Genomic DNA, 24,629 nt, shown 5'->3' with positions numbered 1-24,629 from the left:
GGCCGCGAGAGACGAGCAGCAGTTTCGATCTGGCCGGGAGAGAAGGATCAAATGTACTCCACCCTCGACGGCGCGAAGGTTCGCGCCAAAGAGCTCAAGCGGTTGTTCGACGACAGCGGCTTTCATGTTCCGCTGCACCGGTGTCAGACCGCGGTTGCGAACGCCGGCGGATTTCAGGACTGGCATGACCTCCAGGCCAATCTCCGCACCGGCAGTCGCTCGCAAGACGGCGACGCCTACCGCAGACGACTTCTGGCGGCGCTGCCGCCAGCCTGTCGCGGTCCGCTCGCTGAAGCCTGGAATCCCGACCCGGACGCCGAGGATCCGCCCGGCGACGGCATACCGCCGAACTTCTTCCGGGACGTCATGCCGTATGTGTTCGCGACCGAGGTTCTGCACCGTACCCAGACACCGCTGATCCGCCCGGGCTCCGGCGCCGGCCAAAGGCTGCGGCAGGCCATGGTCTGCGGCGTGCTCATGAACATCCACGGCGGACATCAGCGGACCCCCACTCTGGACCCTGAGACGCTGGCCCTGGACTATCCCGGCGATATCGCGTCGGTCTTTCGGAGCGAGGCGAAACATCCTCGATTTGCACGGGAGCTCGCCGTGCTCACAGAGGCGGGCGTGCTTGAAGTGATCGATGATCGCCAGCGCGGACCCGCGATCCGGGTTCTGGCGCCGGTCGGACTTCCGGACGAGCTTGCCCGGCAGGCCGTCCTCGACGTGGAGTACGCCGCCCAGGTGAATGACTTCGAGTCCGACGATTACACCGACGGGCGCGTCACGCGCACGATCCACGAGGCCCTGCTCGCTCTCGGCGTCGACGACACGGTCAAGGTCGCCGAAGCCATCCGCGCCCAGCACGCGCCGGAGTACGTCACGCCGTCCGGGGCCATGCTCGAGCTTCTACGCGGCTTCGCCCTGGAGGGGCGGGTTCGGGCCTTCGCCCACGGTTATCGGATGTTCAGCGTCATTCACCGACTGAACGCCACCTTCGTGGCGGCTCAGGCGCCGGCGATGATCGGACACTATCTGGCCGCTCACCACGGCGTCTCGGACCAGGCCTGGGCCCAGTGGTTGAAGCGCCATCCAGACTGGGGCGGCCAGTTGCGTGAGGCACTGGCAGACCCCGCGCGGTTTGAGGGTTTCGTTTCCACGGCCGCGGCTACACTTGAGGCTGGCGAGAGCGAAGCCGCCTGATCGATCGACAAAGCCTGGCCGCCGTCGACAGCGACGCGGCCAGGCTCGGGGGCGCTGAGCGTGCCCGGCATGTAGGCAGGTCGCTGGGCACGGAAGCCACCGGATGCGAACCCTACCAACCCTTGCCGCCGATCGCCGCCAGCTCGCTTGGCGTCTGGGGTCGGCACAACGGCGCCGAGGTCCGCAGCCGCGTCAGGCCACCGGCCGATCCGCGCTGACCCCCGGCGCTGGCGTCGCGGGCCTCGGCGGGTTCAGCCAGGCCTGGACCGGCCGGTCGAACCCATAGCGGAACGCCGCCGCCCCCATGAACGCCACCGCCAGACCCGCGGCCCAGACGCTCCACCGCATCCCGACGGACCAGTCCGACTGACCGACGGCGTCGAAAGCACCGAACCAGACGATGCGGGTCACCTCATTCGTGAGGAACATCGCGAACGACATCAGGCCGAGATGTTCGATCAGGCGCGACGGGCGCACCACGGGCAAGGCTCCGGCCGCCCAGATGATGAGGGTCATCAGAAAAAGGGAGGCCAGACCGAAGTGCCCCGCCGACTGCAGGAGCGCCAGCGCACCGAAGGCGCCCAGCCCCATGGCGCCCGCCACCGCTGGGCGCACGTAGAGGCGCGCGCCGACCACGGCGGCGGCCACGCCCAGCAGGAAGAGCGGAAAGGCGCGGAGGAACCCGAACCGCAGCGGAAGGCGATAGACGGGGTCACCCAGCCAGACGCGGCTGGCGGCGTCGGCGGCGAAAAGCAGGGCGACCGCGACCGCGGCCACGGTCCAGGGCCGGCGCCAGAGCGCCCGGCAGATCCATGGCAGGAGCAGATAGCAGCCGATCAGGGCCGACAGCGTCCAGGTCGGCGCGTTCCAGCCGACACCGCCCGGCACGCCATAGGCCTGCACGAGCAAGGCCTGGGCGGGCAACTGGCTCCAGTCGAACCATTGGGGATTGCTCGGTCGGACTCCGGCCAACGCGGCGGCCGCGACGAGGGCCGCGAGACCGGCGATCACGGCCAGATGGGCCGGGAACACGCGCAGCAGCCGCTGCCGGGCGTAGGTCCTGACGTCCATCCCGCCCGAGGCCAGGCGCTCGCCGTAGATCCGGGCTAGCACATAGCCGGAGTCGATGATGAAGAAGTCGGTGAGCAGGAACCCCCGGTCGAACACCGGATGGATCTGTCCGAGCGGCAGCGGGGCCGCTTCCCGGAAGTGGTAGAGGATGATCAGCGATCCGGCGGCGAACCGCAGCACGTCCAGCCAGCCGCCGCGTGCGATGCGCGCGGGGTGGCGGGCCTGACCTTCCACACCGGAGCTGATCGTCATTCGCGCTTCCCTGTGGCGGCGGGGCGTTCGTTGGCGTGAGGATGGTAGTGCACGTCCGCCCGCACCCCGTACAGGATGAGGGTTCCGGCGACGCAAAGCACGCCGAGCCCGCCGGCGATCATCAATCCGGCCCGGTCGCGGGGACCGAACACCAGACAGCCGCCCGTCACCAGGCTCATCATCACGCCATAGCCGATGTAGAGCGGCGTTCCGTATGCGCCGAGCAGGGAGAAGGCCATGCACAGGACGACGAAGGCCGCGATCAGGCTGGCGCCGACGGCGATCACGACATCGAGCACCGGCCGGGGTTTCGGCGGCGGGCGCGGGCTCGAGCCGCGGCGGCCCTTGTAGCGCCCTTCGCGCCAGCGGATGCTGCGGCTGCGGACCGTGAAGCGCTTGCCGGCCATGAGGTCAGGGCCGTGCAGGATCGGCGGGCGCGTCCTCGTGCCGCGCCAGCATGATCCGCATCCGCAAAATTTCGGCTTCCTGGGCGCGGATGATCTCCTGCGCCAGGCCGCGCACGTCATCCGCCTCGCCCTCCTCCACGGCGATCCTGGCCATGGCGATCGCGCCTTCGTGGTGGGCGATCATGCCGCGCAGGAAGTCGATGTCGGCGTCGCCGGAGTAGTCGATGTTCATTGCCTGGTGCATGCGGTCGGCGGCCTCCCGATAGGCGCGGGTCGACGGCGTATCCGAGGGCGCGCCCTCGTGGCCGGCGTGCCCATCAATCGCTCGCGCCTCGACCGGCGGCGGGGCGGAGGCGTCGGGGGCGCCTCGACGGGACAGAATGCCGAAGGCGAAGGCGGCGACGGCGAGGAAGACCGCGATCACCGAGATCCAACCGGTGCGCTTCATGGCGTTTTCCTTTGAGTTTGAAAAAGGGTTTGGATCTCGTCGCCCCTCATGGCGGCGGACCGGGCTGGGTCGTCGCTTCGGGTCATACGTGCAGACCTCCGGCGTCACCGCAGGGCTCGAGCTCGGTCTGGACGGTCGTGTGATGCAGGTCGAAGCGCTCTTCGAGCATGTCGCCGACGGCCTGTCGGACAGCATCGGCGTCGGCGCCCTCCGACAGCACGACGTGAACCGTGCAGCTCGCCTGATCCGCGCCCGAAACCCAGACGTGGAGGTCGTGAAGGCTGGCGACCCCGGGGGTGGCGAGGATGGCGACCCGCACGTCCGACAGGGCCACGCCGCGCGGGGCGCCCTCCAGCAGAATGTGGGTGGTGTCGCGCAGCAGGATCCAGGTGCGGGGCAGGACCCACAGGCCGATGGCGATCGCGACGATCGGATCGACCCAGCGCCAGTCCGTCACGGTGATGACGACGGCGGCGACGAGGACGCCGAGCGAGCCGAGCATGTCCGCCCAGACCTCGAGATAGGCGCCCTTGACGTTGAGGCTGCGATCCTTGCCGCTCGACAGGATGCGCATGGAGATCAGATTGATCACCAGGCCGGCGGCGGCGACGATCAGCATGCCGATCGAGCCGACGGGCTCGGGATCCAGAATGCGCTTGATCCCCTCGTAGAGGACGTAACCGGCGACGACGAAGAGCAGCACGGCGTTGAACGCCGCCGCCAGGATCTCGAACCGCCTGTAGCCGAAGGTGCGTTTCTCATCCGCCGGCCGCTGGCCGATCTTGATCGCCAACAGCGCGATGGCGAGGGCCGCCGCGTCGGTGAACATATGCGCGGCGTCCGACAGCAGGGCGAGGCTGTTGAACACCAGGCCGCCGATGACCTCAACGATCAGGAAGGTCCCGGTCAGCGCCAGGGCGATGGTGAGCTGCCGGGCGTTGGCCCCGGCGGTGTGGTCGTGAGCGTGCCCGTTGGAATGGTCGTGGTTGGTCATGAAGCGCGTTCCTGTGGGTGGTCGGAGGCGGCGTTGGCGTCGCGGAGAATCTCGACGCCGCCCTTGATCGCGATCGCCGCGACGAGAACGCCGACGACGAGGTCGGGCCAGGCCTGGTCGAGCCAGAGGACCAGACCGCCGGCGACGAGGATGCCGCCGTTGGACGCGAAGTCGTTGAAGCTGAAGGTCTCGGCCGCCTTCATGTTGACGTCGCCGCTGTGCTGGCGGCGGATGAGCTGCAGGCAGATCAGGTTGACGACGGCGGCGACCAGGGCGAGCGCCATCATGGTCGGACCGATCGGCTCGGTTCCGGTGATCACCCGGCGCACGGCGTCGACGAGGACGCCGACGGCGAAGACCAGCAACATGATCCCCGACGCCCTTGCGGCGCCCCGTTTCCAGGTCCCTGCCCGACCGATGGCCAAAAAGCTGATCAGATAGACCGCCGCGTCCGAGGCGTTATCCAGCGCATTGGCCAGCAAGGCGCTGGAATCGGCGGACACGCCGCCGATCCCGAGCGCCGCCGCCAGGCCGGCGTTGAGGCCGAGAACCGTCAGCAGCGTCCGGCGCTGCTGACGGTCATCCTGGGGCCGGGCCATCAGTCTTCGATCCCCTCGTCCTTGCGATGACGCACCGCCTTGGCCGCGAAGGTCGGGAGGACCAGCAGGGTCAGGGCGGTGGCGGTGATCAGGCCGCCGATGACGACGGTCGCCAGCGGCTTCTGAACCTCGGCCCCCGCGCCGTGAGCGATGGCCATCGGAATGAAGCCGACGATCGCCACCATGGCGGTAGTGAGCACCGCCCGCAGGCGGCTGGACGCACCCTCGATGGCCGCGTCACGGGGCGGCAATCCCGCCTGAAGCCGCTCGCGGATCGCCTGCATGAGCACCAGGCCGTTGAGCGTCGCCACGCCGGAGACGGCGATGAAACCGACAGCCGCCGAGACGGAGAACGGCATGCCGCGCAGGAGCAGCGCCAGCGCCCCGCCCACCAGGGCGAGCGGCACGCAGGCGAACACCAGACCCGCCTCGGCGAAGGAGCCCAGCGCCATGAACAGCAATACGCCGATCAGGACGAAGACGATCGGAATGACCAGGCCCAGCCGCTGCTCGGCGCGCTTGAGGTTCTCGAACTGGCCGCCCCAGTCCAGGCGAACGCCCGGGGGGAGCTGAACCTGATCCACCGACTTCTGGGCGTCGGTGACGAAGCCGCCCAGATCGCGACCGCGCACATTGGCCTGGACGACCATGCGGCGGCTGCCGTCGTTGCGGCTGATCTGGTTCGGTCCCTCGGCGCTCTGGATGCGCGCGACCGAGGACAGGGGCACGGTCACGCCGGTCGATGAAACGATCGGCAAGGCCGCCAGCGCCGCCGGATCGTTGCGCGCGTCGTCAGGGAGACGGACCACGACGTCGAAACGCCGGTCGCCCTCGAAGATGCGGCCGGCCTCGGCGCCGCCGATCGCGGCCGAAACCGCTTCGGAGACGTCGGCCGCCGACAGGCCGTAGTTGGCCGCGGCGAACCGGTCCACGCTGATCGTCAGGGTCGGCAGGCCGGACGCCTGCTCCACCCTCACGTCGGCCGCCCCGTTCGTCTGGCGCAGGGCGTTGGCCACCTGGTCGGCGACCCGCTGCATGGTGGCGAAGTCGTCGCCATAGACCATGACCGCCAGATCGGTCCGCACCCCCGAGATCAGCTCGTTGAAGCGGAGCTCGATCGGCTGGCTGAATTCGAAGTTGTTGCCGATCTGCCGCGACGCGACTTCCTCGAAGCGGGCGATCAGCTCCTCCTTCTCCAGACCCGGGTTGGGCCAGTCCTTGCGGTCCTTCAGAACGATGACGCTGTCGGAGATGTTGGGCGGCATGGGGTCCACAGCCGCTTCGGCGGTGCCGGTCCGCGAGAACATGGTCTCCACTTCCGGCTGGGCCTTGATCGCCCGCTCGATCGCCATCTGCATGGCGAGCGACTGCTCGAGCGAGGCTGACGGAACCCGCAGCGCCTGCATGGCGATGTCGCCTTCGTCCAGGGTCGGGATGAACTCCCGGCCGAGGGTGGTGAAGGTGACGCCGCCGATGACCAGGGCGCCGAGCGCGGAGAGCAGGACGATCTTCGGACGATCGACGGCCGTGCGAATGGCCGGAGCGATCCAGCGGCGCGCGTGGCGCAGCAGGAAGGTCTCGTGCTCGTGGGCATGGCCGTGTTCGTCGACCTCGACCTTCTTGGGATCCCGCACCAAGAGCGCCGTCATCGCCGGCACGAAGGTGAAGGAGAAGATGAAGGCGCCGACCAAGGCCAGCATAACCGTCGCGCCCATCGGGATGAAGGTCTTGCCTTCGACCCCTTCCAGCATCAGCAGGGGGGTGAAGACGAGCAGGATGATCAGCTGACCGAAGGCGGCCGGCTTGACCATCTGGCGCGCCGCCGCGGCGGCGACGCCGAGACGCTCGCGCCGCGTCAGCATGCGCCCGGCCTCCGCGCGCTTCTGACTGAGCATCAGCAGGGTGTTCTCGACAACGACCACGGCGCCGTCGACAAGCAGGCCGAAGTCCAGCGCGCCGAGGCTCATCAGATTGCCGCTGATGCCGAACCGGTTCATGCCGATGACGGCGAACAGGAAGCTGATCGGGATCATCAACGCCGTGATGCTCGCCGCCCGGATGTTGCCGAGCAGCAGGAAGAGCACGACGATGACCAGGAGCGCGCCTTCGGTCAGATTGCGCGCCACCGTGGCGATGGTCGAGTTCACCAGGGCGCTTCGGTCCAGCACCGTCACGGCCTCGATGCCGGGCGGCAGGGTCTTCTGCACCTCCTCGAGCCGATCGCCGGCGGCTTGGGCCACGGTGCGGCTGTTGCCGCCCGCGATCATCAGGGCGGTGCCGAGGACCGCTTCGTGTCCGTCGCGGCTGGCGCCGCCCAGACGCGGGGCCTGGCCGACCTCGACGGTGGCGACGTCGGCGACGCGGACCACAAGGCCGCTTCGATTGACGACAGGCGCCTGGGCGAGGTCCTCGACGGTCGAGGCCAGCGCGTCCGTGCGAACGGTCAGGGCCTCGCCCGCACGCTGCACATAGCCGGCCCCGGCCTGGGTGTTGGCCCGGTCGAGCGCCTGGATGAGGTCGCCCATGCCGAGCCCGTAGGCCGACAGACGCGCCGTATCCGGACGAACCGCGTACTCCTTCACATAACCGCCGACCGTATCCACGCCGGCCAGGCCGGGCGCCGTCCGCATCTGCGGAGCGATGATCCAGTCCTGCACGGTGCGCAGATAGGTGGCGCGCTGTTGCGGGGTGGTGAGGAGATCGCCTTCAGGCGTCAGATAGGCGCCGCCGGCCTGCCAGCCGGTCTGGCCCGGCCTGGCCAGGTTGGCGCTGTTGAACGGCTTGTAGTCCACCGTCCACATCAGCACCTCGCCCAGGCCGGTGGTGATGGGCGCCAGCGCCGGTTCGACGCCTTCGGGCATCGTCTCGCGCGCCTGCGCCAGTCGTTCGGCGACCTGCTGACGGGCGAAATAGATGTCCGTCTGGTCGGTGAAGATGACGGTCACCTGGCTGAAGCCGTTGCGGCTCAGCGACCGGGTCGAGGTCAGACCGGGGATGCCGGCCATGGCGGTCTCGATCGGATAGGTGACCTGACGTTCGATCTGTTCGGGGGCCAGGGCCGGGGCGACGGTGGTCACCTGCACCTGACGGTTGGTGATGTCCGGCACGGCGTCGATCGGCAACCGTGTCAGTTCGAGGAGGCCGTAGGCCGCGACGAGCGCCGTGGCCAGGACGATGAACCATCGGAATTTGACCGACAGCTCGATGATGAATTTGAACATTCGCGCGCCCCCTTAGTGGCCGTGCTCGGCCTCGCCCTTGGCGAGTTCGGCTTTGAGGAGGAAGGCGTTGGTTCCGGCGACCCGCTCGGACCCGTCGAGGCCGCGCAGGATCTCCGTGCGTCCCCCGGCCTGGCGACCGACGAGCACGGGACGGAGCTGGAAGCCGTTCGGGACCTGGATGAAAACGACGCTGGCGCCGTCGACGGTCTGGATGGCTTCCGTCGGCACGGTCAGGCCGCCGGCGGCTTCACCCGTTACGATCGCGCCGGTGACGGCGGAGCCGGCCGGCGGCAGGGTCGCTCCCGTCGGGCGCGCCCGGATCACGGTGGCGCCGCTTTCCGCGCCCGCCCCGGCGGCGACGCCGGTGACGACGGCGTCGAAATCGCCCGCGGGGCTGGAGACCCGCAAGGTCGATCCCGCGCGGACGAGCGCCGCAAGGTGCGGCGGCGCATTGAACACGAGTTCGACGCGGGCGGGGTTGGTCACCTCGGCGATCACGCCGCCCTGCGGGACGAAGCCGCCCGGGCCGACCTGAACGCTGGTGACCACGCCGGCGATCGGGCTGTTCACGCTCAGCCGTCCGGCGGCGTTGGGCGATCCGGCCGCGCTCGACCGCGCGCGGGCCGCTCGGGCCGCCGCCTCGGCGCTGAGCAGCTGCGCCCGGGACGCCTCGACCTCTTGCCGGGCGACGACGCCCTGGTCGGCGAGGTTGCTGTTGCGCTGATAGGCCTGGCGCGCGACTTCGGACTGGGCCGCGGCCGCGTCCGCGTCGGCGCGGAAGGTGGCCGCGTCGCCGCTCACGAGGCTGGCCAGGGGCTGGCCGATCCGAACGGACTGGCCGGGCGCCACCAGCACCCGTTCCACCCGTCCGCCGACAGACGCGGCGACGGCGGCGCGGGCGTCGATCATGGGTTCGACGCGACCGGAGAGCCGGGTCTCGGCGCCCCCGCCCCGACCGACGCCGACGACGACCAGATTGGCGGCTTGGGCCTGGGCGGCGCTGAGAGCGACGAAGCCCTCGGGCGCTTCGGCCTCGCCTTCGGCGTGACCGCCCTCCTCTTCGGCGTGACTGGCTTCGCCTTCAGCCGCCGCGCCTTCGGCGGCGGGCGGATCCGACCGTCCCATGGCGAGGTAAAGACCCCCGGCCCCGAGGATGACGAGGGCGGCGACCCCGCCGATCAGCAAGGTCTTGTTGGAAGTGCGCTTGCGCATCATTGGGCTCCTTGGAAGGGGGCGCGGCCGTCCTGGCGCGCGAGATCGATTTCCGCGCGGACCCGGGCGAGGCGGGCGTCCACGGCGGCGGTTCTGGCGTTGACCAGGGCGGTACGGGTCGCGCGAAGCTCGAGCTGCGAGATCCGGCCCGCCTCGAAGCCGATCCGCGAGAGGCGGTAGGCTTCTTCGGCGGAGGTCACCCCGGCGTCGGCGGCGTTGACGCGGCTCACCGAGGCGCGGAGGCGCGCCTGTGCTGCGGCCCGGTCCGCCTGGGCTTCCTGACGGGCGGTCATCAGCCGGGCGTCGGCCGCCCTGAAGTCCGCCTGGGCGGCTTCGATGTTGCCGCGGTTCCGATCGAACAGCGGCAGGGGCAGGCTGAGGCCGAAGGTCAGCGCCGTCGCGTCTTCTGCCTCGTAGCGGCGAAGGCCGACGCTGGCGCTGACGTCCGGTCGCGACCGCGTGCGTTCGACCGCGATGCGGCTTTCTGCGGCCGAGCGCTCAGCCTCGGCCACGCGCACGGTCGGCGTCTGGTCCGTCGGCGAAAGGGCGGTCGCCGGCGCGAGGTCCAGCAAGCTGACGTCGATGGTCGTCACCGGCTCGGCGAGCATGGCCACCGCCGTGAGCCGGGCGAAGGCCGCGTCCCGTTCGGCGATGGCTTCGTCGAGACCGGCGCGCGCGGCGGCGGCTTCGCTCTCGCCCTGGATGCCGCGCAGAAGCGGCTCGCGCCCCTCCTCCACCAGCACCAAGGCCGCGCGGGCGTCGGCGAGGGTGAGGCTCAGGCTCTCCTCGGCCAAGGTCGCGCGCCGCTCGGCCGCCTCGGCGTCGGCGTAGACCAGCGCCAACCGTCCGGCGGCGTCGACCACGGCCAGATCTCGTCGGAGCGAGGCGGTCCCGGCATCGGCGCGGGCCGCGTTGATGCGAGCCGTGCGTCGACCCCAGAGCTCAAGATCCTGAGTGATCGAGAGCGTGGTCTCGGCATTGCCGTAGCCAGAGAAGGGCCCGCTCCCGAACGCGTTCTCGGCATCGAGCGCGAGGGTCGGGTTGGGGCGGACACGCGCCTGGCGCGCCCGGGCTTCGGCGGCGTCCAGAAGCGCGCCGGCTTCCAGGGTGGCCGGGGTCTGGTCCAGCCGGGCGAGGAGCTCGGCGAACGAAGGCGCAGGGTCAGCCCACGCGGGGCTGGCCAGCACAGCCGCGATAGCGGCGAGCGCGCAGCCGACCGCGAAACGCGGCGGCCGGCGATATGAGGCAGGCATGATTCATCTTCCAGAGGGAGTGACACGAGAGAGCCCGCGCGGAAGCGCGGTCGTCGTGTCAGGCTCTGGGAGGGCGTTTCAGTCCGTCTGGCGCGATGGAGCCGAAGAGATCGCTCAGGGGCAAGGCGTGGAGCGGCCGGTCGAAGGCCTGCAGAGGCAGGTCTTCGCCGACCGCCGTGCGAGCGGCGGCGGTGTGATGGCAATGGCCGTGCGAGCAGATGCCGTGGTCCTTGCCGCCGGTGTGGTCGCCTTCGGCCGGATCGTGATCAACCAGGGCGTGGGCGGCGGGCGGTTCGGGCTGGCAGGTCGCTGCGTCAGCGATGGGCGCGACGAAGAAGGCGGCGGCGACGAAGGTCACCGCCAGAATCAACTTCGCCCATGTCACCATCGACCAGGTCATCGGCGGCTGCATACTTTCGTTCGCCCGTATCGGCAATCTGTTACAAAATACGCTGCTCCGGCCGCCCCGGCCTTGCGCGACGGGAACGCGCTCCGGCCCGCCCTGCTGCGACGACCGGTCACGCCGGATCGGGCCCGGCGGATCAAGCGCCCGCTCCAGGCAGGGCGGCGGACGAGCGAGCGTTCACGCGGGTCTCGACGAGCGCCTGACGGGTGATCGACCATGCGGATTGAAGGAAGATGAAGGCCAGCAGGGCGCCGGCGGCGAGATCCGGCCAGCGCGATCCCGTCAGCCAGACCAGACCGCCCGCCGCGGCGACGCCGAGGCTGTGGGCCAGGTCGTTGCGCGTACAGAGCCAGACCGATCGAACATTGGCGTCTCCGTCCCTGAAGCGCAGCAGCAGGGTGGCGGCGACCAGGTTTGCGGCGAAGCCGAACAGACCCAGGCCCGTGATCACGAAGCCCTCCGGCGCGGCCCCGGTCATGGCCCGCCAGACTGCGAAGCCGAGGACCGACAGCCCCAGCACGACCAGGCTGGCGCTCTTGGCGAGGGCTGCGCCGGCGCGGAGGCGCACCGAGCGGCCGATAACCCAAAGGCTCACGGCGTAGGTCACGCTGTCGGCGAGGAAGTCGAGGGCGTTGGCGGCGAGCGCGGCCGACCCCTGCGCGAGACTGCCGGCCAAGACCGCGACGAAGCCGACGAGGTTGATGACGATCACGGCCACCAGCACGCGGCGATAGGCCGGCGTGGAGCCGTCAAACTTCACATCGTGTCCGCAGCAGCCGGCGGCCGGGCGGCAGGCGGTCTCGCTCGTGTCCATGAAGACTGGTCTACATCCTCTAGTCACTAGAGGATCAAGCGCCTATTTTCAGCCGATGACGCTCACTCCCGCTCCGCATCTGACCATCGGCAAGCTCTCCGCCGCGACCGGCGTGAAGGTGCCGACCATCCGCTTCTATGAGCAGGCCGGGCTCCTGCCCGAGCCGCCGCGCACCGCCAGCGACCGTCGGCTCTACGACGAACCCGCACTACGCCGGCTCGGCTTTATCCGGCACGCCCGCCAGTTGGGCTTCGACCTCGACGCTATCCGCTCGCTCCTCGACCTTGCCGATCACCCCGACCGCACCTGCAGTGACGCGAACGCCATCGCGGAACGGCATCTGGCCGATGTCACGGAGAAGATTCGGCAGTTACAGGCGCTCCAGACTGAACTTTCACGGATGACGGCCGACTGCGCCGGCGGCCGGGTTTCAGCCTGCAAGGTCATCGAAGTCCTTCAGGACCGAGACTGCCGACATTAAGCAGACCGACATTCAGGCGTTTGGTCGGGATTGGGGCGCAACCGCTATCGACGAGAGATCGGTCGCTGCGTCGATCGGAATTCCGACCGCCTTGCGCTCGGAATAGCGATCGACCAGCTGCGCGGCGTGAGGCCGGGACAGGATGGTGAAACGGACCAGCTCCTCCATCACATCGACGATGCGCTCATAGTAGGCGGACGGCTTCATTCGCCCGGCGTCGTCGAATTCCTGGAAGGCCTTGGCCACGCTCGACTGGTTGGGAATGGTGATCATCCGCATCCAGCGGCCGAGCAGCCGCAGGGTGTTGACGGCGTTGAAGCTCTGCGACCCGCCGGAGACCTGCATGACGGCCAGGGTCCGCCCTTGGGTCGGGCGCACGCCGCCCATGCTCAGGGGCAGATGATCGATCTGCAGCTTCATCAGGCCCGAGACCTGACCGTGCCGCTCCGGGCTGCACCAGACCATGCCTTCGGACCACAGGGCATGGTCGCGCAGTTCGCGCACCGCCGGGTGGTCATCGTCGCCCGGCGCCCCCGGAAGAGGCAGGTCCGACGGGTCGAAGATGCGGGTCTCGCATCCCATCCATTGCAGCAGGCGAGCCGCCTCCTCGACGCAGAACCTCGAGTAGGACCGTTCGCGCAGCGATCCGTAGAGGAGCAGGATCCGGGGTGGTTGGTCGTGCGGCCCCAGACCGCGGGCCGGATCGGCCGAGAGATAGGCCTTGTCCAAGGCCGGCAGGTGATCCGGATCGGGAAGCGGGCGCAGGCGGGCGAAGGCCATCAGAGGTCCTTGGTCAGATAGGCTGCCGACGCCGGGCAGAGTCCAGCGAACTCGCGGGTCCGTCGGATCGCCTCCGGCGCCGTCTGGCGGTTCGCCGCCCGGTAGCCGTGTCGGGTGAAGAAGGGCTCGGCCGCCGTGGTGAGCAGATGCAGGCGTGCGCCGCCCATGTCGCCGGCGATGATCTCGGCGGCGGCCAGCACCCGGGCTCCCAGGCCCCGCGCTTTCCGGTCGGCGAGGACGACCAGCGAGCGGACCAGCAGGTCGCGCCCCTCCCCTTCCAGTCCGACATAGCCGACGACGGCGCCGTGGTGATCGGCGCTGAAGTAGCGGCCGGCGTCGGGCGCGGGCAGGCCTTCGGCCCGCAGCGCGGCGATCAGGCCGGCGTCGGTCGGTTCGATCAGATAGAGGACCACCATCACCCGGCGTCCGCCGGCGGGACCGTTTCCGGGAACCACCGCCGGCCCATCCAGAGGGCGACCGACACCAGCAGGATCAGCACCGGCACCTCCACCAGCGGGCCGATGACAGCGGCGAAGGCGACCGGCGAGGCCAGGCCGAACGCCGCGATGGCGACCGCGATGGCCAGCTCGAAATTGTTGGAGGCCGCCGTGAAGGCCAGCGCCGTGGTGCGCGGGTAGTCGGCCTCGATCAGCTTGCCCATCAGGAAGCTGACGACGAACATGACGAGGAAGTAGATCGTCAGCGGAATGGCGATGCGCAGGGCATCCAGCGGCAGGGCCACGACCTCTCCACCCTTCAGGCTGAACATGGCCACGATGGTGAAGAGCAGCGCGATCAACGTAATCGGTCCGATGCGCGGCAGGAAACGACGCTCGTACCAACCGGCGCCCTTGCGGGCGATCAGGCAGCGGCGCGTCAAAAAGCCCGCCACGAACGGAACGCCGAGATAGACGAGCACGGCTCCGGCGATGGTCCAGACGCTGACGTCCACCACACTGCCCCGCAGGCCGAACAGCGGCGGCAGAACGGTGAGGAAGAGCCAAGCATAGAGGCTGAAGAATAGGATCTGGAAGATCGAGTTGAAGGCCACGAGACCGGCCACATACTGGTTGTCGCCTCGGGCCAACTGGTTCCAGACCAGCACCATGGCGATACAGCGCGCCAAGCCGATCAGGATCACGCCGGTCATATATTCCGGCTGATCGCGCAGGAAGATCGCCGCTAGAGCGAACATCAGCACCGGACCCAGAATCCAGTTCTGGACCAGCGACAGCGCGAGGACCCGCTTGTCGGCGAACACGCGCGGCAAGGCCTCATAGCGGACCTTGGCCAGCGGCGGGTACATCATCAGGATCAGGCCGATGGCGATCGGGATGTTGGTGGTACCGACCGAGAGGCTGTCGACCCAGGCGGGCAGGCCCGGCACCATGGTTCCGAGCAGAACGCCGACGGCCATGGCGGCGAAAATCCACACCGTCAGCCAGCGATCAAGGAACGACAGGCGGCGTGGCGACCTGGCGGGCGCTTCGGTCATCGTCCCACCCGCCGGCCGTCGGCGTCGATGACGACCTCTCCGTCTTCCTTGGTGAAGGGCTTCAGGTTCTCGATCGGCAGCAGGTCCAGCACGGCCTCCGACGGGCGGCAGAGACGAACCCCCAGGGGACCGACGACGATCGGACGGTTGAGCAGGATCGGATGGGCCTCGATCGCATCGAGCAGTTGCTCATCCGTCCGGTCGGGGTTCTCGAGACCCAGCTCGGCGAAGGGCGTGCCCTTCTCCCGCAGCAGGTCACGCAGCGGCGCGCCGGTCCGCCCGGCCAGCCAAGCGACCATGGCGCGCGACGGCGGCGTCTTCAGATACTCGATTACGTGAGGCTCGATCCCGACGTGCCGGATCAGCTCCAAGGCGTTGCGAGACGTCCCGCACGCGGGGTTGTGATAGATTACGATGTCCATGGCGTCCTCACGAGCAACAGGGCGCGAGGTCTGCCAACAGCGGCTCGCACAGGTCCGCCCTGCCCCCACAGCAGTCCTTGAGCAGGAACAGGACCAGGTCGCGAAGCCGGTCCAGGTCGGCCCGATAGATGATCGACCGGCTGCGACGTTCCGACTGGATCAGCCCCGCCCGGCTTAGGACGGCCAGATGGGACGAAAGCGTGTTGGCCGGGATGGCGAGGTGATTGGAGATGTCACCGGCCGGCAGGCCCTCCGGTTCGTGACGGACCAGGAGACGAAACGCCTCCAACCGGGTCGACTGCGCCAGGGCAGCGAGAGCGAGAATCGAGGCTTCGGCTTCCATAGTTCCGCATTAGTCGAAATATGGAAGTATTCAAGCCGCTGACGCCAGGGGATGCGCAAGCCTACGGTGGAGAGGATACGGCTAGGCCTGTCGCAATCTTTCGGGTTCGATTCTCCCAGCAAAGCGGAGATTTCGATGGCCCAGGCCAGCCCACCCCTACGCCGCACGATCAAGAAACCTGAACTGCACCAGATGGTGCCGCTCGCCGACAGCACCATCTGGGAGATGGAGCGCCGGGGCGAGTTTCCGAAGCGGTTCCTTCTGACGCCCCGCTGCGTGGTCTGGGACCTGGCCGAGGTCGAGGCGTGGCTCGAGCGGCGCCGCAACCAGCCGATCCGCCGCGCCCCGCCGCCCGATGTCCGCCGACGCGTCAGCCGACCCGTCAGAACTTTGGATCGAAGCGAGGTCCCTCTCCCTCCGGCACACTGAGCACCGGCGTGAACGTCCGCCCGGCCTCCCAGGCCTCGACCGCGTCCGACCACTGCTGCGCCATATGCCGTCGCTGCATCTCGAACTCCGCCTTGTTGTAGACCCCGCGCGACGACCGCTCCTCGTGAGCCAAGCCCTTTTCGATCCAGTCCGAGTTGAACCCCATCTCGTGCAACAGGGTCGAAGCCGTCCGTCGCAGGTCGTGCACGGTGAACGGCTCCAAAGGCAGTCCCCGCTTCTTCGCCAGCGCGGCGATGGCGGAGGTCACGCGATTGAAGGTCGCCCGCGACATCGGCGCGTCCGCGTCGTAGCGCGACGGCAGGATGTATTTGGAGTTCCCCGCGCAGGTCTTCAGGGCGATCAGGATGTCGAGCATCTGGGTCGACAGATAGACGTTGTGGGGCCGGGAGCGCTTCATCCGCGCCGCCGGGATCGACCAGACGGCGTTCTCGAAATCCACTTCTGGCCAGACGCCATCCTGCAGTTCGCTCTTTCGCACCATGCTGAGCAGGATGAACTTCAGCCCGAGCCGGATGGTCGGCAGGGTCGCCACCTCTCCGAGAAGCCCCAGCATGATGCGGATCTCGCTCGGCGACAGGCTGCGGTCTCGCGGCCGGAAGGTCGCGATCGACGCCGGCCCGACGCCGTCGGCCGGATTGTCGATCTTCTCGCCGTGCAGAATCGCCCAGGCGTAGATCTGTTTGACGATGTCGCGCACATGGATCGCCGTCGCCGGCGCGCCGCGGTCCACGATGGTCTTGCAGTGCGCCCGGATGTCGTCGGGAGTGATCTCGCTAAGCAGGCGGTTTCGCCACTGCGGCAGCACCTCGCGATTGAAGATCGACCGGCGCATGTTCCGTGTGCTGTCCGCCATCGGTGCGGTGTCCATCCAACGCTGGGCGACATGCTCGAAGCTGCGCGCCTCTTTCAGACGACGCTTGGCGCGCTGCTTCTCCAGGGCGGGCGACACGCCGTCCGCGATGGTCCGCTTGATCTCGAACAGACGTTCCCGCGCCTGCGAGAGGCTCAGACCGCCCCGTCCGTAGCGCCCCAGGGTGAGCGTCTCTCGCCGACCGTTGAAGCGATAGTCGTAGCGGAACGAGATCGCTCCCCCGGGCGAGATGTAGGCGTACAAGCCGTCCCTGTCGGTACTCTTGTAAGGCTTTGATTTAGGCTTCAAATTCTTCAGAGCGGCATCGGTAAGCACGGTAAAACCTCCTCGCACCGGACAGGCCCGGAAATCGGCGGTTCGAGGTCGATATTTTCTCGCCTTTTCAGCGTCTTGCTTGAAAAGAATACCGTCAACGGCTCGCCGTGGCCCAGACGGTATGAGCCGGAATCCATGGGAGCAACGGAGCGCGATACCGTCAGACAGGTCGGCATCACGAAAAAAAGACCCTCCGAAAGGCTCCGAAGGGTCTCGACAGAATTCACTTTCGCGTCAGCAACTTACAGCCCATTTCGGAAGCGTTCTCGAAAGCTCCCGAAAGGCCCGAATTATTCCCACTCGATCGTCCCCGGCGGCTTGGACGTGACGTCGTAGACGACGCGGTTGACGCCGCGCACCTCGTTGATGATGCGGGTGGCGGTCTTGGAGAGGACGTCCCACGGGAACTGGTAGAAGTCGGCGGTCATGCCGTCGGTGGAGGAGACGGCGCGCAGGGCCAGGACCTTTTCATAGGTGCGGGCGTCGCCCATGACGCCGACGGTCTTGACCGGCAGCAGCACGGCGAAGGCCTGCCAGATCTTGTCGTATAGACCCGCCTTGCGGATTTCATCCAGATAGATGGCGTCCGCTTGTTGCAGGGTCTCGACGGCGTCCGGCGTAATCTCGCCGGGGATGCGGATGGCCAGGCCCGGTCCGGGGAACGGGTGGCGACCCACGAAGGCGTCGCTGAGCCCCAGTTCGCGGCCCAGGGCGCGGACCTCGTCCTTGAACAGCTCTCGCAGAGGCTCGACCAGTTTGAGCTTCATATAGTCCGGCAGGCCGCCGACGTTGTGGTGGCTCTTGATGACGTGGGCCTTGCCGCTGGACGAGGAGACGCTCTCGATCACGTCCGGATAGAGGGTGCCCTGGGCCAGGAACTCGGCGCCCTCGATCTTGGCGGACTCGCGATCGAACACCGCGATGAACAGCCGGCCGATGGTCTTGCGCTTGGTTTCGGGGTCGGAAATCCCGGCCAGTTCGCCCAGGAATTCCTTCGATGCATCAACGTGCACCAGCGGGATGTTGTAGTGCTCGCGGAACAGGGTCGTGACCTGTTTCGCTTCGTCCTTCCTCAACAGGCCGGTATCGACGAAGACGCAGGTCAGTTGATCCCCGATGGCCTCATGGATCAGAACGGCGGCGACCGAGGAGTCCACCCCGCCCGACAGGCCGCAGATCACCTTGGCGTCGCCGACCTGTTCGCGGATCTGGGCGATCTTCTCGTCGCGATAGGCGGCCATGGTCCAGTCGCCCTTCAAACCCGCGATCCCGTGGGTGAAGTTCTTCAGCATCTGATGGCCGCGCGGGGTGTGCATCACTTCGGGGTGGAACTGAACACCGTAGAAGCGACGAGCCTCGTCGGCGATCACCGCATAGGGCGACCCCTCGGACGAGGCGACCACGCCAAAGCCTTGCGGGATGGCGACGATCTTGTCGCCGTGGCTCATCCAGACCTCTTCGTTCTCGCCGACGGGGGCCAGGTCTGCCAGCAGGGGCGAGGTCTTCTGAACCGTGATCTCGGCGCGGCCGAACTCGCGCGTGTGCCCGCCCTCGACCTTGCCGCCCAGCTGCTCGCACATCGTCATCTCGCCGTAGCAGATGCCCAGCACCGGCACGCCCGCCTCGAACACGCCCTGCGGCGCGCGAGGACTGCCCTCTTCATGCACGCTCTCGGGACCGCCCGACAGGATGATGGCCGCCGGGTTCATGGCCGTCAGAGCTGCCTCGGCCTTCCGGAACGGATGGATCTCGCAATAGACGCTGGCCTCGCGCAGGCGCCGCGCGATCAACTGCGTCACCTGGCTGCCGAAGTCGACGATGAGGACCTTTTGGTGGTCTTGCGGCGTGGTCATGACGTGATCGAATCCGGGGCAGGAAGATGGGCGGGGTCTTGGCCGGGCGGGGCCGATATTTCAAGGGCGGGGAGCTCAAGAGCGGCGGGGCCGTCGGCCTCCAGCACGGCGATCAGGCGATCCAGGGCGACGGCCAGGGTCTCGTCCACATGATGCAGGGTCGAGGTCCAGTCCTCCAACGCCTTCAACTCGGCGCGACCGTCCGACACGCCGCGCAGGGCGATCAGGGGCACACCGAAGGTCTGGGCGGCGCGGACCAGGGCCCAGGTCTCCATGTCCACCATCTCGGCGTCGATGGCGTCATAGGCGGCGCCGGAGACGACATTCGCACCCGTAGAAAGGGAGGCCGTCGGCACGCCGGGGATCGGGCAAGGCAAAGACAGGACGGCGGGCTGGTCCAGCAACGGCGTCACGCCCTTCGGAAAACCGAGCGGGCTGGCGTCCATGTCGCGATAGGCGACGGACGAGGCCTGATAAACCGCCGCATGCTCCAACACCCGCGACCCGCACGAGCCCACCGATACGATCAGATCCGGCAGATCGTTCGCCGCTTCCAGCCGCGCCAGGGCGGCGCCCAGGCTCACGGCGGCCTCCACCGGACCGACGCCGGTCATCAGCGGCGTGATCCGGGCCTGAAGGTGCAGGCCGTATTCCGCAGGCGCGGCCATGACGTAGAGCAGCGAAACCCCGCCATGCCGCGCCAGCTTCATGCGGCGCGCTCGTAGACGGCGGCGAAGAAGCCGTCGGTGTCGGCCGACGCCGGCGACAGGCGCAGGCGCGCCCCGGACGCCAGCTCGGCGAACTTCGCGCGCGCGGCGTCGGTCAGTTGCGGCGCCGACAGGACGTCGGCGACGGGGACAGGGCGGAAGTCGGGGTTGGCGGCCTCGAAGGCGTCCACGCTGGCTTCATTCTCGCGCGCCAGCATCGAACAGGTGACATAGACCAGTCTGCCGCCCGGCTTCACCAGCTTGGTCGCCTGGCTCAAAATACGCACCTGCAGGCCGTGAAGCTTTTCGACCTCCTCGGCTGTCAGCCGCCAAGCATCCTCGGGCCGACGACGCCAGGTGCCAGATCCCGAACAGGGCGCATCGACGAAGACCAGATCGGCCTGCCCGTTCAGGTCTTCCAGACCGCCGCCGTTCTGGCCGATCAGGACCAGCTCCGCCTCGACGCCCGCGCGCTGCAGGCGAGGACGGATGTTCTCCAGCCGCTTGTTGACGACGTCCGAGGCGACCAGCTTGCCCTGCCCTTTCATCGCCTGGGCCAGACCCAGCGTCTTGCCGCCGCCGCCGGCGCAGTAGTCCACCACCGTCATGCCGGGTTGCGCCCCAGGCAGCCAGCAGACGACCTGGCTGCCTTCGTCCTGGATTTCGAACCGACCGGCCTTGAAGCCGTCCAGCGCCTGGATGTTGGGCGGCGGTTCCGACGGCACGCGCAGGCCGACGGCCGACCAGGGCGTGCGCGAGACGTCGAGCCCTGTGGCCTTCAGCTCGGCCTCGACCTCATCGATCGTGGCGGCCGCATCATTGACGCGCAGGTCGATCGGCGCGCGCGGCGCCATCAGGGCGTGGGCTTCCTCGGCCCAGCGATCGCCGAAGGTGGCTTTGAAATCCTCGACCACGAACTCAGGCAGGCCGGCGGCGACCCAGCCCGGCAGTTCGCCCTGCCCCGCCGTGATGCGGCTGCGCTCCTGTTTGGACAGCGGGCGCGGGCCATAGCCGTCGCCCGAATGCAGGCCCTCGATCTCTTCCAGCGAAAGACCGTCGATGGCGTGCAGCGAACCGATGACCAGGGCCCGACCGTCTTCACGCCCGCCCATGATCCACGACAGGCGGCCGCGCGCGCGCAGCACCTTATAGACCCGGTCGGCGATGGCGCGCCGGTCCTTGGACCCGGCGTAGCGGTTGGCCGTGCCCCAGGCCTTCATGACGGCCTCGGCCGGTTGGCGGCCCTGGGCGATGGAGTCCAGGACGGAGGCGGCGGCGGCGAGGCGAGCGGCTGGGGTCAATTCAGGCTTTCAAACGAAGAACAGGGACGCCAGGACCATGACCAGTCCCGCAAGCGAGACCACCCAGACCAGCGACCGGACATAGGGAACGCCGACGGCGTAGAGCGGCACATAGACCACCCGCGCCCAGAAATAGAGCGCCGCGCCCCACACCGTCAGGGCGCTGGACGCGCCGATGACATGGGCGATCAGGACCGCGCCGATGAACAGCGGCAGGGTCTCGTACAGATTGGATTGGGCGCGTTCGAGACGGCCGGTCAGCGGCTTCTTCGCCTCCGGCGTCTCGTCGCGCGGACCCGCATTCCATTTCGAGCCGAACTCGGCCGTCCGCGCCCCGGCGGGCAGGAAGATCTGAACCAGGGCCAGGATCAGCGTCAGGGCCAGATAGGTGAGTTCGGTCGTCATGGTCGCCTACCCCTGCCGATAGTTGGGCGCTTCACGCGTGATCATCACGTCGTGCACGTGGCTTTCACGCAGACCCGCGCCGGTGATGCGCACGAAACGGGCGCGTTCCTGGAACTCCGGAATCGTGCCGGCGCCGACATAGCCCATGGAGGCGCGAAGACCGCCGACCATCTGGTGCAGGACCGGGCTGATCGGCCCCTTGTAGGGCGTCTGACCCTCGATGCCCTCGGGCACCAGCTTCTCGGACGAGACTTCCTTCTGGAAATACCGATCCGCCGAGCCGCGCGCCATTGCGCCGACCGAACCCATGCCGCGATACGACTTGTAGCTGCGGCCCTGATACAGGAAGACCTCGCCAGGGCTTTCGTCGGTGCCGGCGAACATCGAGCCCATCATGGCCACGTTGGCGCCGGCCGCGATGGCCTTGGCCAGGTCGCCCGAGTATTTGATGCCCCCGTCCGCGATGACCGAGGCGCCCGTGCCCCTGGCCGCGCGCGCGGCGTCCATCACCGCCGTCAGCTGCGGCACGCCCACGCCGGCGACAATGCGCGTGGTGCAGATGGAGCCGGGACCGATGCCCACCTTCACCGCATCCGCGCCTGCGTCGATCAGGGCGCGCGTCGCATCGTAGGTGGCGACATTGCCTGCGATGATCTGCAGCCGGTTGTTCTCGCGCTTAATCCGCTCGACCACCTGGGCGACCGAGGCCGAGTGACCGTGGGCGGTGTCGATCACCACCACGTCGCAACCCGCTTCGGCGAGCGCCATCGCGCGCTCGTATCCGGCGTCGCCGACGGTGGAGGCTGCGCCGACCAGCAGGCGGCCCTGCTCGTCCTTGGCGGCGTTGGGGAAGGCCTGGGCCTTCTCGATATCCTTCATGGTGATCAGGCCGACGGCCCGATAATCCTCGTCCACCACGATGACGCGTTCGATCTTGCGGGTCTTCAGCAACTCGCGCGCTTCGTCGCGGCTGGCGCCTTCGCGGACGGTGATCAGGTCGCCGGTGGTCATCAGCGAGGCGGCCGTGACGTTCAGGTCGCTCTCGAAGCGCATGTCGCGGTGGGTCAGCATCCCGACCAGCTTGCCCGTCGCCGGATCCACGACAGGGAAGCCGGTGATCTTCTTGCGCGCCACGATCTCGCGCACTTCGCCCAGCGTCGTCTGCGGGCCGACCGTCACCGGATTGACCACCATCCCGCTCTCATAGCGTTTGACGGCGCGGACCTCGTCGGCCTGCTCCTCGATGGTCATGTTGCGGTGCAGAACGCCCAGACCGCCGGACTGCGCCATGGCGATGGCCAGACGGCTTTCCGTCACCGTGTCCATGGCGGACGACAGTAGCGGGATGTTCAGTTTGATGTCGCGCGTCAGCTGGGTCGAGACATCGACCATCGCCGGCATGAACTCGGATGCGCCGGGTTCCAGCAAAACATCGTCGAAGGTCAGTCCTTCGCGTATCTCCATAGGGAGTCTCCGTTTTGCGGGCCGCGTATAACGGGATGCGGGGGTCGGGGGCAAGGCCGATTGCGGTTATAGGCCCGATAGATTTTATTGCTTTGCAACCCGCAGGGCCGCTCACCATTCTCTCCGCATGGTCGGCGTCATCCTCAGCACCGCGCGCAAACTGGCTCTAAAGATCGCCAGCTATGGCGTCATGCACCTGATCGTCGCCATCCTGGTCGCCTTCGTCATCACCCGCGACTGGCGCATCGCCCTGGCCGTCGGCATGGTCGAGCCGATCTTTCAGACCATCGCCTACACCGTCCACGACCGCGTCTGGCATAAGGTCGAGCGGCGTCGCATGGCCTCCAATATCGAGGAGGCGACAGAGGCCTTCACCGCCCGCCTCGACATCATGTCGCCCGAGGAACAGCGCCGCTCGCACGACGCTCATCACGGCCACAGCCACACCCTGCCCCGGTCGTTCAAACAGATCGCGCTGAAGACTGTCACCTATGGCGTCATGCATTTCGCCGTGGCGGTCGCCGTAGCCTACGCCCTGACCAACGACATCCGCACGGCGCTGACCATCGGCATGGTCGAGCCTATGGTGCAGACGCTCTTCTTCGCCCTGCACGACCGCATCTGGTCGCGAATCGAAGAGCGTCGGGCGCGCAGCGCCGTCGCTACGGCCTAAGCCTTACAAGCGATCGCTGGTCTATCGCCAGATGCGCGTTCTATCAGCGCGCTTCCAGGACAGGAACAAAGCGAACTTCCGAGACCTCGCCATCACCGGGTGCTGGCAGGTGGTCGACAAAGAAACGTCCGCTGGTGTCGCTGAACACGTGGAAGCAGTTCTCGGAATAGTCTCCGACTTGAGTGCAAATTCGACCGTCCGACACGCGATAGCGACCTTCGCTTCTTGCTCTGCCATGGACCACGTATCGACCCTCGGGAAAGAAGAACTGCGCTCGATCACCAATGACTGTATCGACGTAATCCAAATGGACCCATCCAGCAGGTACCGCAGGACCTTGTCGGATACTGGTGACAGATCATCAGCTGAGGGCGACGGAGCTGCTTGAAGCGCTGCAGCCAAAACCAAGACCGGCATCATCGACTTTCCCCGGTACGCGCGATTATCGCTTGTTCAGCGCGACCAGAAACACCTCGGCGCTGTCCTTCCGGCTCGACGCCGGCTTGACGTATTTCACCGTCTCGAACTCCTCGCGCAGCCGCGCCAGAACCCCGCCGGCATCCCCGCCCTGGAAGTTCTTGGAGACGAAGTTTCCGCCGGGCCGCAGCGTGCGAATGGCGAAGTCAGCGGCGATCTCGATCAGGGCGATGATCTTCAAATGGTCCGTCTGGCGATGCCCGACCGTGTTGTGCGCCATGTCCGACAGCACCAGGTCCGGCGCCCCGCCGATGGCGTCGATCAGCTGCTGGTCCACGCCCGGATGGGTGAAATCGGCCTGAAGCAAGGTCGCGCCCGGGATCGGCGCGATCATCAGCAGGTCCACCCCCGCCACCGCGCCCGCACCCCGGTTCAAGGCCACCTGAACCCAGCCGCCCGGCGCCGCGCCCAGGTCGATGACCTTCGACCCGCGCTTGATCAGCCGGAACTTGTCGTCGATCTCGATCAGCTTGAAGGCCGCGCGCGAGCGCCAGCCTTCGGCCCGCGCCTTTTCAGACCATTTGTCCGACAGCTGGCGTTTGATCCATTGCTGGCTCGACATCGACTTGGTGTCGGCCGTCTTCATCTTGGTGCCCATGCCGCGTCCGGCGGCGGTTCCGCCGGTGGGCGGTTTCACCATCCGGCGGCGTTCCTGGGGCTTTTCGTCTTCGCTCATCGTTCCCACATAGCCCCGACCGGCGTTGCGGGCTAT

Annotated in this window: 27 protein-coding genes; 4 read left to right on the top strand and 23 right to left on the bottom strand. The window is 67.9% G+C overall.

What is annotated here, in order from left to right:
* Nucleotides 1-51 precede the first annotated feature (51 nt).
* Nucleotides 52-1,203, top strand: a complete 1,152-nt coding sequence (locus tag ASF81_RS09955; RefSeq protein WP_055808182.1) for a hypothetical protein — start codon at nt 52-54, stop codon at nt 1,201-1,203.
* A 192-nt stretch (nt 1,204-1,395) separates the two neighbouring features.
* Here the strand turns inward: ASF81_RS09955 and ASF81_RS09950 are convergent, their stop codons facing one another.
* The 10 genes from ASF81_RS09950 to ASF81_RS09905 all read right to left on the bottom strand — a co-directional run bounded on the left by ASF81_RS09950 (nt 1,396) and on the right by ASF81_RS09905 (nt 11,880).
* Nucleotides 1,396-2,526: an acyltransferase gene (locus tag ASF81_RS09950; protein WP_055808180.1), complete on the bottom strand. Its 1,131-nt coding sequence runs from the start codon at nt 2,524-2,526 to the stop codon at nt 1,396-1,398.
* Entirely contained in the window at nt 2,523-2,933 is a 411-nt protein-coding gene (locus ASF81_RS09945) for a hypothetical protein (RefSeq protein ID WP_055808177.1), read from the bottom strand. The genes ASF81_RS09950 and ASF81_RS09945 overlap by 4 nt, the downstream gene beginning before the upstream one ends.
* A gap of 4 nt (nt 2,934-2,937) precedes the next feature.
* Entirely contained in the window at nt 2,938-3,381 is a 444-nt protein-coding gene (locus tag ASF81_RS09940) for a DUF305 domain-containing protein (protein ID WP_055808176.1), read from the bottom strand.
* Nucleotides 3,382-3,463: 82 nt separating this feature from the next.
* Nucleotides 3,464-4,375, bottom strand: a complete 912-nt coding sequence (locus ASF81_RS09935) for a cation diffusion facilitator family transporter (protein WP_055808174.1) — start codon at nt 4,373-4,375, stop codon at nt 3,464-3,466.
* Entirely contained in the window at nt 4,372-4,974 is a 603-nt protein-coding gene (locus tag ASF81_RS09930) for a cation transporter (protein WP_017505580.1), read from the bottom strand. The genes ASF81_RS09935 and ASF81_RS09930 overlap by 4 nt, the downstream gene beginning before the upstream one ends.
* Nucleotides 4,974-8,195, bottom strand: coding sequence for an efflux RND transporter permease subunit (locus ASF81_RS09925; RefSeq protein ID WP_017505581.1), 3,222 nt, complete (start codon nt 8,193-8,195; stop codon nt 4,974-4,976). Before ASF81_RS09925 ends, ASF81_RS09930 begins: the two co-directional genes overlap by 1 nt.
* A 12-nt stretch (nt 8,196-8,207) precedes the next feature.
* Nucleotides 8,208-9,407 carry an efflux RND transporter periplasmic adaptor subunit gene (locus ASF81_RS09920; RefSeq protein WP_017505582.1) on the bottom strand — a complete coding sequence of 400 codons (1,200 nt, stop codon included), beginning with the start codon at nt 9,405-9,407 and terminating at the stop codon, nt 8,208-8,210.
* Complete coding sequence (locus tag ASF81_RS09915; protein WP_055808172.1) at nt 9,407-10,660, bottom strand: TolC family protein; 1,254 nt, start codon at nt 10,658-10,660, stop codon at nt 9,407-9,409. The genes ASF81_RS09920 and ASF81_RS09915 overlap by 1 nt, the downstream gene beginning before the upstream one ends.
* Before the next feature lie 58 nt (nt 10,661-10,718).
* Entirely contained in the window at nt 10,719-11,072 is a 354-nt protein-coding gene (locus tag ASF81_RS09910; protein WP_017505584.1) for a hypothetical protein, read from the bottom strand.
* A 130-nt stretch (nt 11,073-11,202) separates the two neighbouring features.
* Nucleotides 11,203-11,880: a cation transporter gene (locus ASF81_RS09905; protein ID WP_017505585.1), complete on the bottom strand. Its 678-nt coding sequence runs from the start codon at nt 11,878-11,880 to the stop codon at nt 11,203-11,205.
* Nucleotides 11,881-11,935: 55 nt separating this feature from the next.
* Between ASF81_RS09905 and ASF81_RS09900 the strand changes: the two genes are divergently transcribed.
* Nucleotides 11,936-12,361, top strand: coding sequence for a helix-turn-helix domain-containing protein (locus ASF81_RS09900; protein ID WP_017505586.1), 426 nt, complete (start codon nt 11,936-11,938; stop codon nt 12,359-12,361).
* 12 nt (nt 12,362-12,373) lie between these two features.
* Here ASF81_RS09900 and arsH read toward each other — a convergent pair whose 3' ends face one another.
* The 5 genes from arsH to ASF81_RS09875 are packed head-to-tail and all read right to left on the bottom strand — an operon-like array spanning nt 12,374 to nt 15,401.
* Nucleotides 12,374-13,141: an arsenical resistance protein ArsH gene (arsH, locus tag ASF81_RS09895; protein WP_055808170.1), complete on the bottom strand. Its 768-nt coding sequence runs from the start codon at nt 13,139-13,141 to the stop codon at nt 12,374-12,376.
* On the bottom strand, nt 13,141-13,557 hold the full coding sequence (locus ASF81_RS09890; protein WP_017505587.1) for a GNAT family N-acetyltransferase: 417 nt from the start codon (nt 13,555-13,557) through the stop codon (nt 13,141-13,143). The genes arsH and ASF81_RS09890 overlap by 1 nt, the downstream gene beginning before the upstream one ends.
* Nucleotides 13,557-14,636, bottom strand: a complete 1,080-nt coding sequence (gene arsB / locus ASF81_RS09885) for an ACR3 family arsenite efflux transporter (RefSeq protein ID WP_055808168.1) — start codon at nt 14,634-14,636, stop codon at nt 13,557-13,559. The genes ASF81_RS09890 and arsB overlap by 1 nt, the downstream gene beginning before the upstream one ends.
* On the bottom strand, nt 14,633-15,058 hold the full coding sequence (gene arsC, locus ASF81_RS09880; RefSeq protein WP_055808166.1) for an arsenate reductase (glutaredoxin): 426 nt from the start codon (nt 15,056-15,058) through the stop codon (nt 14,633-14,635). Before arsC ends, arsB begins: the two co-directional genes overlap by 4 nt.
* A gap of 7 nt (nt 15,059-15,065) precedes the next feature.
* Nucleotides 15,066-15,401 carry a helix-turn-helix transcriptional regulator gene (locus ASF81_RS09875; protein ID WP_017505590.1) on the bottom strand — a complete coding sequence of 112 codons (336 nt, stop codon included), beginning with the start codon at nt 15,399-15,401 and terminating at the stop codon, nt 15,066-15,068.
* Nucleotides 15,402-15,536: 135 nt separating this feature from the next.
* Here ASF81_RS09875 and ASF81_RS14860 point away from each other — a divergent pair, with 135 nt between their 5' ends.
* Nucleotides 15,537-15,830, top strand: coding sequence for an AlpA family transcriptional regulator (locus ASF81_RS14860; RefSeq protein WP_081600486.1), 294 nt, complete (start codon nt 15,537-15,539; stop codon nt 15,828-15,830).
* On the opposite strand, the gene ASF81_RS09870 is transcribed toward ASF81_RS14860, so the two are convergent.
* The 6 genes from ASF81_RS09870 to guaB form a co-directional block, all read right to left on the bottom strand.
* On the bottom strand, nt 15,784-17,037 hold the full coding sequence (locus ASF81_RS09870) for an integrase arm-type DNA-binding domain-containing protein (protein WP_055808164.1): 1,254 nt from the start codon (nt 17,035-17,037) through the stop codon (nt 15,784-15,786). The two genes, ASF81_RS14860 and ASF81_RS09870, sit on opposite strands and share 47 nt — an antisense overlap.
* A gap of 290 nt (nt 17,038-17,327) precedes the next feature.
* The gene (gene guaA / locus ASF81_RS09865; protein WP_055808162.1) at nt 17,328-18,890 is read right to left on the bottom strand and encodes a glutamine-hydrolyzing GMP synthase; all 1,563 of its coding nucleotides are present in this window, start codon (nt 18,888-18,890) and stop codon (nt 17,328-17,330) included.
* Nucleotides 18,887-19,600 carry a 5'-methylthioadenosine/S-adenosylhomocysteine nucleosidase gene (locus tag ASF81_RS09860; protein ID WP_055808160.1) on the bottom strand — a complete coding sequence of 238 codons (714 nt, stop codon included), beginning with the start codon at nt 19,598-19,600 and terminating at the stop codon, nt 18,887-18,889. The genes guaA and ASF81_RS09860 overlap by 4 nt, the downstream gene beginning before the upstream one ends.
* Nucleotides 19,597-20,898, bottom strand: coding sequence for an RsmB/NOP family class I SAM-dependent RNA methyltransferase (locus ASF81_RS09855; RefSeq protein WP_055808158.1), 1,302 nt, complete (start codon nt 20,896-20,898; stop codon nt 19,597-19,599). Before ASF81_RS09855 ends, ASF81_RS09860 begins: the two co-directional genes overlap by 4 nt.
* Nucleotides 20,899-20,907: 9 nt before the next feature.
* Nucleotides 20,908-21,303 carry an MAPEG family protein gene (locus ASF81_RS09850; RefSeq protein ID WP_055808156.1) on the bottom strand — a complete coding sequence of 132 codons (396 nt, stop codon included), beginning with the start codon at nt 21,301-21,303 and terminating at the stop codon, nt 20,908-20,910.
* A 6-nt stretch (nt 21,304-21,309) separates the two neighbouring features.
* Nucleotides 21,310-22,767, bottom strand: coding sequence for an IMP dehydrogenase (guaB, locus tag ASF81_RS09845; RefSeq protein ID WP_055808153.1), 1,458 nt, complete (start codon nt 22,765-22,767; stop codon nt 21,310-21,312).
* Between the two features lie 127 nt (nt 22,768-22,894).
* Here guaB and ASF81_RS09840 point away from each other — a divergent pair, with 127 nt between their 5' ends.
* A complete protein-coding gene (locus tag ASF81_RS09840; RefSeq protein ID WP_055808151.1) occupies nt 22,895-23,440 on the top strand; it encodes a DUF2061 domain-containing protein in 546 nt (181 codons plus the stop codon).
* A 43-nt stretch (nt 23,441-23,483) separates the two neighbouring features.
* On the opposite strand, the gene ASF81_RS15070 is transcribed toward ASF81_RS09840, so the two are convergent.
* Both ASF81_RS15070 and ASF81_RS09830 read right to left on the bottom strand, forming a co-directional pair.
* On the bottom strand, nt 23,484-23,747 hold the full coding sequence (locus ASF81_RS15070; protein ID WP_156363208.1) for a hypothetical protein: 264 nt from the start codon (nt 23,745-23,747) through the stop codon (nt 23,484-23,486).
* A 135-nt stretch (nt 23,748-23,882) separates the two neighbouring features.
* On the bottom strand, nt 23,883-24,593 hold the full coding sequence (locus ASF81_RS09830) for an RlmE family RNA methyltransferase (RefSeq protein ID WP_055753232.1): 711 nt from the start codon (nt 24,591-24,593) through the stop codon (nt 23,883-23,885).
* Nucleotides 24,594-24,629: the final 36 nt, after the last annotated feature.

Origin of the sequence: Brevundimonas sp. Leaf168 (assembly GCF_001423685.1) — a bacterium.
Classification (GTDB): domain Bacteria; phylum Pseudomonadota; class Alphaproteobacteria; order Caulobacterales; family Caulobacteraceae; genus Brevundimonas; species Brevundimonas vesicularis_C.
This window is presented reverse-complemented; position numbering and strand designations above follow the sequence as displayed.

Coding starts and splice junctions, on each gene's coding strand:
- ASF81_RS09905 (WP_017505585.1), bottom strand. CDS start 11,880: ATGGACACGAGCGAGACCGCCTGCCGCCCGGCCGCCGGCTGCTGCGGA.
- ASF81_RS09875 (WP_017505590.1), bottom strand. CDS start 15,401: ATGGAAGCCGAAGCCTCGATTCTCGCTCTCGCTGCCCTGGCGCAGTCG.
- ASF81_RS09920 (WP_017505582.1), bottom strand. CDS start 9,407: ATGCGCAAGCGCACTTCCAACAAGACCTTGCTGATCGGCGGGGTCGCC.
- ASF81_RS14860 (WP_081600486.1), top strand. CDS start 15,537: ATGGCCCAGGCCAGCCCACCCCTACGCCGCACGATCAAGAAACCTGAA.
- ASF81_RS09915 (WP_055808172.1), bottom strand. CDS start 10,660: ATGCCTGCCTCATATCGCCGGCCGCCGCGTTTCGCGGTCGGCTGCGCG.
- ASF81_RS09935 (WP_055808174.1), bottom strand. CDS start 4,375: ATGACCAACCACGACCATTCCAACGGGCACGCTCACGACCACACCGCC.
- arsC (WP_055808166.1), bottom strand. CDS start 15,058: ATGGACATCGTAATCTATCACAACCCCGCGTGCGGGACGTCTCGCAAC.
- ASF81_RS09955 (WP_055808182.1), top strand. CDS start 52: ATGTACTCCACCCTCGACGGCGCGAAGGTTCGCGCCAAAGAGCTCAAG.
- guaB (WP_055808153.1), bottom strand. CDS start 22,767: ATGGAGATACGCGAAGGACTGACCTTCGACGATGTTTTGCTGGAACCC.
- ASF81_RS09945 (WP_055808177.1), bottom strand. CDS start 2,933: ATGGCCGGCAAGCGCTTCACGGTCCGCAGCCGCAGCATCCGCTGGCGC.
- ASF81_RS09850 (WP_055808156.1), bottom strand. CDS start 21,303: ATGACGACCGAACTCACCTATCTGGCCCTGACGCTGATCCTGGCCCTG.
- ASF81_RS09900 (WP_017505586.1), top strand. CDS start 11,936: ATGACGCTCACTCCCGCTCCGCATCTGACCATCGGCAAGCTCTCCGCC.
- arsH (WP_055808170.1), bottom strand. CDS start 13,141: ATGGCCTTCGCCCGCCTGCGCCCGCTTCCCGATCCGGATCACCTGCCG.
- ASF81_RS09860 (WP_055808160.1), bottom strand. CDS start 19,600: ATGAAGCTGGCGCGGCATGGCGGGGTTTCGCTGCTCTACGTCATGGCC.
- ASF81_RS09950 (WP_055808180.1), bottom strand. CDS start 2,526: ATGACGATCAGCTCCGGTGTGGAAGGTCAGGCCCGCCACCCCGCGCGC.
- arsB (WP_055808168.1), bottom strand. CDS start 14,636: ATGACCGAAGCGCCCGCCAGGTCGCCACGCCGCCTGTCGTTCCTTGAT.
- ASF81_RS09840 (WP_055808151.1), top strand. CDS start 22,895: ATGGTCGGCGTCATCCTCAGCACCGCGCGCAAACTGGCTCTAAAGATC.
- ASF81_RS09910 (WP_017505584.1), bottom strand. CDS start 11,072: ATGCAGCCGCCGATGACCTGGTCGATGGTGACATGGGCGAAGTTGATT.
- ASF81_RS09940 (WP_055808176.1), bottom strand. CDS start 3,381: ATGAAGCGCACCGGTTGGATCTCGGTGATCGCGGTCTTCCTCGCCGTC.
- ASF81_RS09925 (WP_017505581.1), bottom strand. CDS start 8,195: ATGTTCAAATTCATCATCGAGCTGTCGGTCAAATTCCGATGGTTCATC.
- ASF81_RS09930 (WP_017505580.1), bottom strand. CDS start 4,974: ATGGCCCGGCCCCAGGATGACCGTCAGCAGCGCCGGACGCTGCTGACG.
- guaA (WP_055808162.1), bottom strand. CDS start 18,890: ATGACCACGCCGCAAGACCACCAAAAGGTCCTCATCGTCGACTTCGGC.
- ASF81_RS09890 (WP_017505587.1), bottom strand. CDS start 13,557: ATGGTGGTCCTCTATCTGATCGAACCGACCGACGCCGGCCTGATCGCC.
- ASF81_RS09830 (WP_055753232.1), bottom strand. CDS start 24,593: ATGAGCGAAGACGAAAAGCCCCAGGAACGCCGCCGGATGGTGAAACCG.